Origin of the sequence: Microbulbifer zhoushanensis, from assembly GCF_021729055.1 — a bacterium.
Classification (GTDB): domain Bacteria; phylum Pseudomonadota; class Gammaproteobacteria; order Pseudomonadales; family Cellvibrionaceae; genus Microbulbifer; species Microbulbifer zhoushanensis.
In genome coordinates this window covers 1-12,714 of the sequence record NZ_JAJSAO010000007.1, presented here as the reverse complement: position 1 = coordinate 12,714, position 12,714 = coordinate 1, and the positions used below count along the sequence as shown (strand labels likewise).

General features: G+C 59.9%; 9 protein-coding genes. 1 reads left to right on the top strand and 8 read right to left on the bottom strand.

Annotated elements, in window-relative coordinates; genetic code table 11:
• Positions 1-49: 49 nt before the first annotated feature.
• From LVD10_RS14755 to LVD10_RS14745, 3 genes are all read right to left on the bottom strand, one after another.
• Positions 50-487, bottom strand: a complete 438-nt coding sequence (locus LVD10_RS14755) for a hypothetical protein (RefSeq protein ID WP_232940640.1) — start codon at positions 485-487, stop codon at positions 50-52.
• Positions 488-602: 115 nt separating this feature from the next.
• Positions 603-3,749, bottom strand: coding sequence for an efflux RND transporter permease subunit (locus LVD10_RS14750; RefSeq protein WP_237064128.1), 3,147 nt, complete (start codon positions 3,747-3,749; stop codon positions 603-605).
• 4 nt (positions 3,750-3,753) lie between these two features.
• On the bottom strand, positions 3,754-4,827 hold the full coding sequence (locus tag LVD10_RS14745; protein ID WP_237064126.1) for an efflux RND transporter periplasmic adaptor subunit: 1,074 nt from the start codon (positions 4,825-4,827) through the stop codon (positions 3,754-3,756).
• A 409-nt stretch (positions 4,828-5,236) separates the two neighbouring features.
• Between LVD10_RS14745 and LVD10_RS14740 the strand changes: the two genes are divergently transcribed.
• A complete protein-coding gene (locus LVD10_RS14740; protein ID WP_232940637.1) occupies positions 5,237-6,343 on the top strand; it encodes a MipA/OmpV family protein in 1,107 nt (368 codons plus the stop codon).
• Positions 6,344-6,631: 288 nt separating this feature from the next.
• Here LVD10_RS14740 and LVD10_RS14735 read toward each other — a convergent pair whose 3' ends face one another.
• The 5 genes from LVD10_RS14735 to LVD10_RS14715 all read right to left on the bottom strand — a co-directional run bounded on the left by LVD10_RS14735 (position 6,632) and on the right by LVD10_RS14715 (position 12,556).
• Positions 6,632-8,044, bottom strand: coding sequence for an alginate export family protein (locus tag LVD10_RS14735; protein WP_237064124.1), 1,413 nt, complete (start codon positions 8,042-8,044; stop codon positions 6,632-6,634).
• A 61-nt stretch (positions 8,045-8,105) separates the two neighbouring features.
• Complete coding sequence (locus LVD10_RS14730; protein ID WP_237064122.1) at positions 8,106-9,869, bottom strand: amidohydrolase; 1,764 nt, start codon at positions 9,867-9,869, stop codon at positions 8,106-8,108.
• A gap of 145 nt (positions 9,870-10,014) precedes the next feature.
• Positions 10,015-10,641, bottom strand: coding sequence for an isochorismate family cysteine hydrolase YcaC (gene ycaC / locus LVD10_RS14725; RefSeq protein WP_237064120.1), 627 nt, complete (start codon positions 10,639-10,641; stop codon positions 10,015-10,017).
• 1,093 nt (positions 10,642-11,734) lie between these two features.
• Positions 11,735-12,007: a hypothetical protein gene (locus tag LVD10_RS14720; RefSeq protein WP_232940633.1), complete on the bottom strand. Its 273-nt coding sequence runs from the start codon at positions 12,005-12,007 to the stop codon at positions 11,735-11,737.
• Between the two features lie 72 nt (positions 12,008-12,079).
• Complete coding sequence (locus LVD10_RS14715; RefSeq protein ID WP_237064118.1) at positions 12,080-12,556, bottom strand: cupin domain-containing protein; 477 nt, start codon at positions 12,554-12,556, stop codon at positions 12,080-12,082.
• Between the last annotated feature and the right edge of the window lie 158 nt (positions 12,557-12,714).

Below are 12,714 nucleotides of genomic sequence, written 5' to 3'. Positions count from 1 at the left end.
TGCTGCCTCCCGGAATTGAGTGGCGTAGCGGGTTTAAGGGACTCAGGTTTTAAGGGACTCTGGTTTTAAGGGCTCGGGTTTCAAGGGAGGCTGGTTTCAGTAACGCCGTGGCCAGCAACAGGATAAAACAGGCCAGTACGAACACCTTGTTTACAAACCAGTTGGTGCGCCAGATAGACCATTCGGGTTGCACGAGAAACTGGGCGAACTTGGTGCCAATAATCAGTATCTCCACCAGCGACACCACCAGCGCAAGACGGTAGAGGTAAGTGGGCCGCACCAGCAACGCCCAACCCAGCCACACATGGATCACCGGCCAGAAATCCCAGTATATGTAGCGCATCCATGGCTCGCCGTTCGCCAGCGCGTAACCGATGGGAAAGAGATACTTGATGAAAACGGTCCAGGCCGCGAGGATAAACAGGAAATGGGCGAGAAAAGTCACCCAGCCGTTTGCGTTCAGCCCGCCCGGATTTTTACTGGCCATGGCCACCTCCCGCTATCAACCAGCCTGTTCCTGTCCCGGGGAAAGGTCCAGGTAGAGAAAACTACCGGCGACAGGAAAACCACCGCCGGCACCAGGGCAAAATTCCAGGCCCGACTTAATTGCCGGTAGCCGCCTGCAGCTCTTCCTCCAGCCTGCTGCTCTCCACCGAGCGCGGCTTGTGGAAGCGCCCCAGCCCCAGGTAAACCACCGGGGTCAGGTAGAGGGTAAACAGCGCCGCCAGCCCCAGGCCACCGAACATCACCCAGCCGATCGCACCGCGCGCCTCGGCGCCGGGACCGCTACTCAGGATCAGCGGCAGCCCGCCCAGCACCGTAGAGAGCATGGTCATGGCGATGGGGCGCAGGCGCACCTGTGCCGCCTCGGTAATCGCCTCGTACACACTGTGGCCACGGTCGCGCAGCTGGTCCGCGAACTCCACCAGCAGGATGCCGTTCTTGGCCATCAGGCCGATCAGCATCACCAGCCCGATCTGGGAGAAGATGTTCACCGTGGTACCGGTGAGGAACAGCGCGTAGACCGCCGCGGCCAGCCCGAACGGTACCGTGGTCATGACGATCACGGCACTGCTGATGCCCTCAAACTGGGCGCACAGCACCAGGAATACAACCAGGGCGGCGATGGCATAGGTCATCGCCACCTCGCGGGAGCTCTCTTCCAGGGTATCGGCCTCGCCCTGGAACAGGATGCCGACATCCTGCGGCAGGATCTCGCTTCCCAGGGCACGCAATTCCTCCACCGCGCTTGCCAGCGGGTAGCCCGGAGCCAGCCCCATATCGATCTCGATCGCGCGACGCTGGCCGTGCCGGTCCAGCTCCGCTGCCACGCTCTCCTCGCGCAGGCTGACCATACTCGACAGCGGCAGCAGCTCGCCGCTGCTGCTCTTCACATAGAGGTTTACCAGGTCCTCCGGTGACGAGACGGTAGTGTTGGCGGCCTCCAGCATGATCGGTACGGCCTGGTCGCCCACATTCAGGTCCACCACATCCAGCCCATCGACCACTGCCCGCAGGGTTACGGCAATATTTTCCAGCGGCACCCCCAGGTCCGCCGCACGGCGACGATCGATCTCGATCGACAGCTGCGGCTGGGTGGGCCGGTAACTGATATCCGGCTGGCTCAGGTGGGGCAGCCGGTCCTCAATGGCGCGGGCCATCTCCCGGGCGGCCTGGTAGATGCGGTTGTAGTCATTGCCCACCAGGGCAATCTCGATCCCGCCGCCACCGCCGCGCAGGGACAGGCTGTTGGGGCTGCTGACGCGAATTCGGGCGCCGGGTATCTGTGCCAGCGGCCCGGCAATTTCCCCGGCCAGTGCCTGCTGGGAGATCTCCCGCTCCTCCCAGTCCGCCAGGGGCAGGGTCACCCGGGCCCGGTTGGGGTCGTAGCGCCCGATCAACGTAATGATATCGGTGGCATCGCCGCGCTCCACCAGCGGTCGCACCACATCCTCGATATGTTCCGCCTGGCGGGCAATGTAATTCTGCCCCACGCCATCCGGGCCGGTGGCATCGACGCGGATCAGCCCGCGATCTTCCGATGGCAGCAATTCCTTGCCCAGCACCAGGTAGAGCCCGCCCGCGCCCACAGCGAGCATCAGCGCCACCGCGAAGCTCAACCGGGCATGGCACAGGCAGGCGACCAGGCTGCGCTGGTAAGCGTTCGCGATACGACCACCAATACCCACCAGGCGCTCGTAGACCGGGTGCGGACGCTGTTGCCGCTCATCCCGGGTAATACGCGCGGTGAGCATCGGCACCAGTGTCAGCGCCACCACCGAGGACAGCGCCACCGCCGTGGCCAGCACCAGCCCGAACTCGCGGAACATGCGCCCGGCGGTACTGGGCAGCAGCGAAATGGGGATAAACACACTGACCAGCACCGCCGTGGTGGCCAGTACGGCAAAGATCACCTGGCGTGTACCCAGCACCGCGGCCGCCCGGGCCCCGAGGCCCTGGGCGCGGCGCCGCTGGATATTCTCGAGCACCACAATCGCGTCATCCACCACCAGGCCGGTGGCCAGCACAATCGCCAGCAGGGTCAGGATGTTGATGGAAAAGCCCATCAACCAGATACCCGCCAGGGTGCCCACCAGGGCGATGGGAATGGCGGTGCTGGGAACCAGGGTGGTGCGGATATTGCCAAAGAACAGCCAGATGGCGGCAATCACGATGGCGATGGTGAAGCACAGGCTGGTAACCACCTCCCGCACCGAACCCTGGATAAATACCGCCCGGTCCTCGGTCACGGTGATTTCGAGATTGTCGAAGCGCAGGTTCAGGCTGTCGATTACCCGCCGCACGTCCTCGCTGATATCGATGGTATTGCTCTGCGCCTGGCGCACGATACCCAGGCCGATTACCGGCCGGTTGTTCAGGTACACCAGCGACTGCACATCCTCGGGCCCGAACGCCACGTGCGCCACATCGCCAATGCGGGTAGTGCCGCTGATCACGATATCGCGCACCTGTTCCTCGGTCACCGTCGACGCGTCGGTGCGCACCAGCAGTTGCTGGTCCTCCGAGCGGAAACTGCCGGAGGGTACATCCAGCGGTGCCTGCTCCAGTACCGCCGCCACGTCACTCACTGACAGGCCAAAACTGGTGAGGCGCAGCGGGTCCAGCACCACCCGCAGGACGCGCTGGCGCTGGCCGGAGATGGGCACATCGGCAACGCCGGGAATCGAGATCAGCTCCGGAACGATGTCTTTCTCGATGATGTAGGTGAGCGCCTCATCACGCAGGCGCTCGCTGGTTACCGCCAGGTTGATCACCGGCTCCGGCTGGTCGGCGGCCTTGACCACCACCAGCCGCTCCACGTCCTGGGGCAGGTCCCGCTGGGCCTGGTTCACCGCTTCGCGCACATCGGCGGCGGCGGTATCCAGGTCCACATTGGTGTTGAACTCGACATGGATACGGAAATTGTTCTCCTCGCTGGAGGACTGGATATTCCTGATGCCGGAGACCCGCGCCACCGCCCCCTCGACAATGCTGGTGACCTCGGAATCCATGGTCTCCGGGGAAGCGCCGGGCATCTCACCGCGGATCGATACCACCGGTACATCCACATCCGGCAGCTCGCGCACTTCCACCGCACTGAATGCGGCGATACCGGCAATGGCAATCAACAGGTTGAGCACCAGCACCAGTACCGGGCGGCGGATCGCCAGGGAGGCCAGGTCACCCCGGTGTGGCCCGGCGTCCTGGTTCACTGCGGAATCCCTGTCGCGAGTGGAATCATTGCTCATGGGATTACAACCTCGCCATATTGGCCACCGGCATGCCCTCGCGCATTCGCTGGGTGCCCTCGGTCACAACCGACATCCCCTCGGGCAGGTCGGAATCCACCTGGATGGCACCCTGCAGCCGCTGCACCACCGTGGCCGGCACGCGGCGCACCTTGCCACTGCCGTCCACGGCCCAGACAAAGGCGCCATCATTGCCCCACTGCAGCGCCACTTCCGGTACCACCGGGTAACGGCCCGCCGCCAGCTTCAGGGTTACCCGGAAGCTCATGCCCGGGCGCAGCCGGTCGTCGCCGTTATCAACCCGCGCCCGCACCGTGAAGGTGCGGGTCTGCGGGCTCACCCGGCTGTCGATATCGATCACCTCACCCTGGTGGCCGGGGTCGCCGTTGGACCAGGTGGATACCGAGATCGGCTGCCCCTCGTCGATCTGGCCGTGAAACAACTCGGGCACCTGGAAAGTCACCAGCAGCGTGCTGCGGTCATCGATGGTGGTGATCTCTGTGGAGGGATCGACCCGCGCACCGGGGTCGATGTTGCTAATGCCGATATAGCCGTCGAAGGGCGCCTCGATCGAGCGATGGTCCAGCGCCACTTCGGCCCGGTCCAGGTTCAGCCGGGCGCGCTCGACTGCACTGCGGGCATCGTCCACGGCGTTCTCGGTCACCGCGCCGGAGTCCCGGGTGCGCTGGTAGCGGCTGTACAGCCGTTTGGCATCTTCCAGTGCCACCCGCGCGAGCTGCACCGCCAGGCGCTGGTCGCGCTGGTCCAGCTGCACGATGGTCTGGCCCGCCGCGACCCGGTCGCCGGCCTTGAGGCTCACCTCCACCACCTCACCACTCACTTCCGGGTACAGGGTGACACTCTTGTCCGCACGTGAGGTACCAACGGCCTCAACCCGCACCAGCCGCGGCTGCCATGCCACGGTTTCCGTCACCACCGGCTGGGCCCGGGGCTGCTCCCGCTCCCCGGGAGACTCGGCAGCCGGTTCGCACCCGGTCAGCAGGGTGATAGCCAGTAATGCAACACCGGTGGCAACGCCCCGCTGGCGGCAGAAGCGTCCTCGTTGGACAGTTTTCAAGTTAGCTCCACAGAAGTTTTTTGATTATCAGTCAATGAGAAGTCCAGACTACTGCGAAATATTCCCGATTTCACTAATTCGGCCGCCCCGGCCATGCAGCTGCCCTCTCCCTTCCCTACGCTGAACGCGCCCGGATGGGTTAAGTCCCCTTACCTGCGCGTGCGCAACCCCCAATGCGAACCGGTCACCGGAGCAAAGCCGATGGAAGACTCTGCATTGGGGGTATTGTGAAACTCCTACACTGTTACATGGTGCATGTTGAAGCGCCAACGGGCGACACACCGCAGGAAGGCAATGACAAACGGATTGCGGGCTGTGATTCACTGCGAGCGCGGTCCGCATTAACAGTCATCTGCTTCTTCAGCCTCTGCGTACATAGAAGTTGGAATTCCCGGGACCACCTCTGCTTATGAAACAACCAGCCGTACTTTCACTGCTGTTCTCGTTGCTCGCATCCGCGACTGCCAGCGCAGCCGATATTAATGTTCGCATGCAAAACCTGCCGCCAGAGGGAGTGGTCGTACTGCAGGTTTACGATGACCCGGATGCTTTTGGTGATTTCCGGCGTCCCGCGCGCGAGGTGCGCTATGACATCCAGCCCGGGCAGAATTACGTGATTCCCGATGCCCCTGCCGGCGAGGTCGCGGTGCTCGTGTACCTCGACTCGAACAATAACCGGGCGCTTGACCGCAACTTTATCGGCATCCCCCGGGAGCGCATCGGCCTGTCCAACAACTACCAGCCCAAGGGCCCCCCCAGCTTCCAGCAGGCAAGTTTCTACGTAGCGCAGGACCGGCCCAACGAAGTCAAAATCGAGCTATACGAGATTCTCGGCGAGTCAGGCCAGTGGGGCGTGGGCCTGGGCGTGATCACCCGCAGCAGCCCGTATGTGGGTTCCGACACCACTGTGGTGCAGCCGATTCCCGCCATCACCTATTTCGGTGACCGGTTACAGTGGATAGGCCCGGCGCTGCGTTACGGCATCCTGGGCAGCGACACCCTGCGCCTGGCAATCACGGCGACTTATCGTGTCGGTGCCTACGAAGAGGACGACTCCGACTTCCTGGAGGGCCTGGGCGATCGCGACAGCACGCTGATGGCGGGCCTGGGCCTGGTTTACGAGGGCCCCAACGGTTTCGAGTTCGACCTGGGTTATGAGCACGATGTGCTGGACCAGATCGGCGGTGGCAGTGCAGTGGCGCGGGTATCCCGCGGTTTCCAGTTCGGCAAGCTGCGCCTGTCACCGGAACTGGGCGTCAACTGGCTGAGCAGCGACCTGGCCGACTATGACTTTGGTGTTCCCGTTTCCGCGGCTACGCCGGCCCGCCCGGCTTACAACGTGGGCGACACCGTCACCGTCGAGGTTGGCCTTGGCGGCCTGTATGAGATTACCGAAAACTGGCGGGTGATACTCAGTGTCGGCGTGGAAGACCTGGGCAGTGACATCACCGACAGCCCGATTGTCGACGATGACCGTGTGATCAAGGGCTTTGGTGCCGTCACTTACGCTTTTTAACGCCGGGAACACGGGCCCACAGTAGCTTCAGCATGCCCCGGGGAACCCGGGGCATGCTTGCAGGTTTTCCCTCTCCCGCTTTTATCCTCGCCTGCGCAGCCAACGATGAGGGGCATAACAGTCGCTCTCCTCGGCCTTTGCCCGATCCCGGGCAAGTTGCGCCTGGCAGCGACCGGGCGATTAATACTAATTTCGCGTCCACAACAATAAGACCAGGCACCGCCTGGAATGCCCGATCACCCCGAACAGCGAAGCGCTTCCCGAAGCAGGGGTTCACCCGGACCAGTATCAGAACCGATACTGCAATGTAATTTCGGTAAACCCGATATCCTCGGACGGCCCGGCTTCACGCAGGAACTTTTCCGGATTGCCATGGGTGTAAATCGCGGTGAATGCCAGCCCGCGGCGGAACGTGTATTCGGCAGTCAGTGACAGCGCGGTGAACGCAAAATGGTTGTCACTGCCGTTGGGCCCCCGGACTATCTGCCCGCTGGGGCTGTAGAGCCCGTCTTCCTTCTCCAGGCGCCAGAAAAGGTTCAGGTCAGTTGTAAACGCCAGTTTCTCTGAAGGCTGTAGGTAGAGAAACACGTGAAAGTTATAAAAGTTGCGCGGACCAAAAACCGCAGCTTCGGAAAAGTAGTTCCCCCGGGGATAGAGCGGATTGAAGGTGCCCAGGTCATCGTCGTCCGGGTCGCTGTCACCACTGGCAACATTAATGCTCAGCTTCAGTGCCGGCTGCAGGTGAACGGCTTGCCATCGGCGTGTCGTTTCGGTCGCCAGGGTCCAGGCGCTGATATCTCCCTGACCAAAGTGCCCAAACTGGTAGAGCGCCTCCCAGTTCCAGCGCCAGTTGCCTGCCTCGCCCCAGTAACGGGCGCCAAGGGAATGGCGATCCTCATGCGCAGTCCCCTGCACGTAGGTGGAGTCCTCATTTTCGTACCCCAGGTAGTAGAGATCCAGGTCACCCGGGAAGGGCAACGGCTGCTGTAATACGCTGTAGATGCCCCACAGCGCCTGGTTGTTATTGCTATCGTCATCAAAAACACCCCGCAGGTCCCGGCGGGGTCGAGCAGCCAGCAGGTCGATACGCCAGCGACTGTCGATGACGAACCCCCTGCCACCGTCGAAGGTTCGCCGGACGTTCGGTCCCTCGCGGACATCAACAAGCCGACCAGAGCCCAATACCATCTCCTGCCGGCCGAGGCGCAGTGTGGCTTCACGGCCGGCGCGGGTCTCCCGCCCCAGGTCCAGGAATGCGTTCTGCCACTCCAGCTCGTCTTCATCCACCGGGCTCGGGCCGGCGGCGCGACCGGCTTCCAGCGCGCTGGTGAGCTGGCCGAAGAAGCGCAGGTGTCGATTCCAGTGCAGGTCGCCGAGCAGTGAATAGCGCTGCAGCCAGACGCCATGCTTGTCCTGCTCGTCCTCACCGAAGGTGGGGTTGTCGGTGTACTCGTAGCGCTGTCGCACCTCGCCGCCGATGGTCAGGTAGCGGCCGGAGCGATTTCCAAGCGGGATATACTTCCAGCAGTCCGGCCAGCAGGATGCGGGCGGCCTATTCGCCAGTTCGGAATAGTCCTCCTGGTAGCGTAATTTTTCTATCGGGGGCAGGCCACTGGAATCCGCCATTCCCCCCACGCTCAACAGCAGGGAAATGGTAGCGAATCCGGTGGATAGAAAGTGCATCTTCCCGGAACTACGCATCCGCGCCAGCTCTGTAGGATGGGTGCAAAGCGAATGTTCGTCGGCGGCGCTGGACTATCAGCTAGCGCCTCTCCATGCTGTTCACCGGTGACCACTCGGGCAGGGCTTTTGTCGGCGGCTGGTGGTATTCCGGGAACGCCTCGGAGGCGTACCGAACTTCACCATTGACTGCGGTCAGGTCGGCCCGGGTATCCAGCAGCTTGCGCTCGTCCACCTCGAATATATCCTGATCGAGGATGGCAAAATCGGCCACCATTCCCGGCGCGATATCCCCCTTGCTGTCCTCCTCACCGGAGAACCAGGCGGACCCTCTGGTAAACAGCTTCAGTGCCGTCTTGCGGTCCAGGCGATTGTCCTTACCGTATAACTCGGTTCCGCCAACAGTTCGGCCGGAAACAACCCAGTAGTAGGTCACCCAGGGGTTGAAGCTGGCCACACGGGTGCCGTCGGTGCCAAGCCCCACCGGGATACCCATCTCCAGCATCTTGCGGATCGGCGGTGCGCGACCTGCGGCTTCTTTGCCGTAGCGGTCAATGAAGTACTCCCCGGCAAAGGCCATACGGCCCTGTACCGCGACCCCGCCACCCAGGGCCTTGATCCGCTCGAGGTTCTTGTCCGAGACGGTCTCCGCATGGTCGATGGCCCAGCGGACCTTGTTGAGTGGCTGGGTCTTGTTCACCTTCTCCAGCACGTTGAGAATATGGCCAACGGATTCGTCGTAGGTAGCGTGGAGCCTGAATGGCCAACCCTGCTTTACGTGCAGACGCACCACCGCCTCCAGCTCCTCTTCCGCGTTCTCCTTCAGGTCCGGCCGCGCCGAGGTGAAGTTCTCATAGTCAGCCGCGGACCAGACCAGGAACTCACCGCCACCCTCTACCACATAGCCATTTTCGTGGCCGCTGTGAAGGTTCTGGTCGTGATCGTAATTGGCCATCCACTTTTTGAACTGCGCCAGTTCCTTGCCGGGATCCTGGGGGAACAGGTAAGCAGAGATCCGCACGGGTAGCTCCCCATCTTTTGCCATTTTGGTGGAGGCTTTATAGTCATCCGGGAACTGGTGGCCGCCTCCCCCTGCATCCACCGAGCTTGTCTCGCCCAGGCTGAGCAGGTGGCGATAAAACTGGACCGAGGAATTGTATTGCTGCTCCGCATTCAGTGCTGGCAGTGCACCAATGGTCCGGTAGAGGATCATCGGGTTGGGATCAGCGATGAGTCTCCCGGTGGGGTTACCCTGGTCGTCCCGCTCATAGCGGCTTCCCTCGGGGGCCACACTGTCGCGGTTGACGCCCAGGGCTTTCATACCCGCCTTGTTGAGAATCCCACCGGAGTACAGGAAAAGCACAAATACCGGGGTATCGGGCGCAGCCTGGTTAATCTCCGCCACTGTGGGCATGCGCTTTTCCCTGAACTGGTAGGGGGACCAGCCGCCGATCACCCGCACCCACTGGCCTTCCGGGGTACGCCTGGCCTGTTCGCTGATCATCTCCAGCCCTTCTTCCAGGCTTTCCACGCCCTCCCAGCGGGTCTCGGTGTTGTAAAAGCGCCCACCCCTGACGGCGTGCACATGGGAGTCGTTGAGTCCCGGGATTACGCGGCGCCCACCGGCATCAATGACCTTTGTGTCCTTGCCCTTCTTTGCCAGCAGTTCGTCGGCATTTTCACTGACCTCAGTGAAGACACCATCCTTGACAGCAAAGGCGGTGAGGTTGTCGCCACCACTGAAGCTTGTCACCTTCGCGTTGGTGACAATCAGGTCGGGCGCACCCAGCGTCGTACCCGCATAGCCCGCGCAAATTGCCAGCAGAAAGTAAGCTACCGATTTCACGATATTTGTCTCCGTCGCGCCAGGACAGCGTTACCAGGCCATTGCCACAAGCGGTGCCAACCATGCCCCGGTTACACCACTCCAAAGCCCGCTATTTCGGGGGCTCGAGGCAAGCAGGATAAATTCACCTCGCCACAAGGATCCTCTACTTTCCTGAACCCGCCCTGTCATAGCTGGTCATCAGGTTGCGATAATCCGGGATATGGTTGCTAAACAGTGTGGCAAGCCCTTCTACATCGTTGCGCCAGTCCCGGTGTAATTCACAGGCGAGGCCGAACCATGTCATCAGTTGCGCACCGGCCTGCGTCATCCGGTTCCACGCCGAGTGGCGAGTAAGCTCGTTAAAGGTCCCCGACGCATCTGTCACAACAAACACCTCGAATCCCTCCTCAATCGCGGACAATGCCGGAAACGCCACACAGACTTCGGTGACAATTCCCGCAATGATCAGCTGCTTCTTGCCCGTGGCTTTTACAGCCTTGACGAAGTCCTCATTGTCCCAGGCATTGATCTGGCCCGGCCTGGCAATAAATGGCGCGTCGGGAAGTTTCTCTTTCAGTTCTGGGACCAGGGGACCATTCGGCCCATCCTCAAAGCTTGTCGTCAAAATTGCCGGCAGCTTGAAGTATTCTGTCAGGTCGGCAAGGGCCAGCACATTGTTCTTGAACATGTCAGGTTCGATGTCACGCACCAGTGACATCAGGCCGGACTGGTGATCTACAAGGAGAACAGCTGCATCATTCTTATCGAGCTTTACGTAAGGCTTGTTCATGTTCGAATTCCACTGGCTTTCGTGATGCTCACATACTAGCCGAGGTTCTTTCGAACAGTGCTTTAGCCGGCACAGTTTTCAGCACTAGGGATAGCTTTAATTCACTCAGTCTGGCAGCGATTATTTCGCGTCCTATTCCGGTTAATCGGCACGCCATTCGGTATGGGCTGGCAATCCCAACAGCGCGCTCTTTGAGAGAAAACGGTGCCACTGAGCTTCTTTGAATGTATCGGGACCTACGCAGGTGCATATCCAACGCCAACAGATCGACTCTTGTCATAACGGCAAGGATGAGCTCTCGGTCGAGCAGATAGTTAATCTTAGGTGGGAAACTGCCCCGGAGGCTAACCGAAAAAGTTTGGGGCATGACGCACTTAATACTGGACCTACTTTCTTTAAGCCGTGTTCGGCGCCATCCCCTCGGAGCCTGAGTTATTAACGCCCAGTATAGGCTGGTAATCTGCTACCACTTTCGGAGACACTTTATGTCTGTCAGCTTTCATACTCTGATGGTGATCGACAACCGAGAGTGAAGTGAAGCGGAGTGCAGGACATCGCAGGCCACGCTTTTTTGCGGGCGAATGCTGCGCCTTGTTATGCGTGCCGCACCCAACCGAGGCTGAGCACATAACGTGTACCTGAAACCACCCTTGATACTGAATGCTCTGACAGGTCTGGACGGAAGTACTTTGCCCTCGAATTCTCAAAAATTGGCGAATCACACAGAAACTCACCACCAGAATTTGCCTTTTTTATAACTACATTCAATCGGTAGTGGCTACCTGAACTAACCCTATCTTTATGGGGTGGAATTTCTGCACCTTCTCTGAATCTCAGAAGATAACAATCAAAAGGAATTGGCCATTTCGAACCGAGCACGAAAAGCTTTTCATAGCCGGTATTCTGCCTACCTTTTTCCCATCTCCACAACTTCAATTTATACGCTCTCAATATTTCAGTTACTCAAGCGCATAACGCCCGTGTTTAGCAGCCCCGTGTAGCGCAGCGAAATGGGCGTCCGGTGTAGGGCCCCAGGCCCGAAATGTACTACAACTATTTGTTAAAGGCTTTTGAACAAAGCACTCGGTAGTCACTACAACAGCGACGATATTGTCTGGAAGACGCTCACAACTGTCAGGAATCCGCCAATGAAGATCAGTCGTCTTTGAGAGAGATCGATACCCTGAATCAGAACAAAGGTTCCGACCGCGCCGCTGAAAAAGCCTCCGCTGAATTGGGAACCACCGACTGCATAAACAAACACCAAGTAAATTACCGCCAGCAGATAAAGCAATACTCGTAACGGCTTGAACTCAAAACGCTTGTAGTAGGCTTGGTCTTCTGGGGAAAGGTCTTCCTTGTTCACCGAAGGTTCCCTTTAGCTTTTAACGCTGAAGCACCGGCGGCCGCTTTGCGGCCGTCCGAGTGCCATGACTTGTTATGCCTTTTTGCTTTTGATTGTTTGGATGTCGGAGTGCTCCACTACCGTCCACTCACCGCTATTCCGGAACAATCTTTTACCGAGCCTCGGATAATCAGTCACATCCTGATCGAGACGTTGCCCAATAACCAAACAAACGACGGGCTCGACACCATCGTTGAACATATCGTGTGCCTTACCATTGATGGGGCAGCCGATGAAATCACCAGCGTTCCCTCGTTGCCGCTCATACCCCAAAGTCGCCACACCACTACCAGACAAAATGAAAATGCACTCTTCTTCATAATGATGAACATGGTACTCCGTCGAGTAGTGGCCAGCGGGAACAGAGACTTGGTGCACGCCCATCTTCTGGAGTCCGACCGCATCACCCAGAGGTTTATTGATTCTGACACCCTCGGGATACAAAAAGTGCTGTTTCTCGACACCCTCAAGCTGTTCAATTTCTCTCGCCGATAGGTACATGATTTCCATATCTCCCTTGGGCATAACGTCCGGTTTAGGGGCGGCTGGAGCGTAGTGTAAGCTGTCCCAGCCGCGCTTTTCGCGGCGCCCACAACCGCTTGTATGGTGAAATCCCCCAAAAATTCGGTAAGGTGAGGCCCGTAACTTGCCACGAACAAGTTACCGGC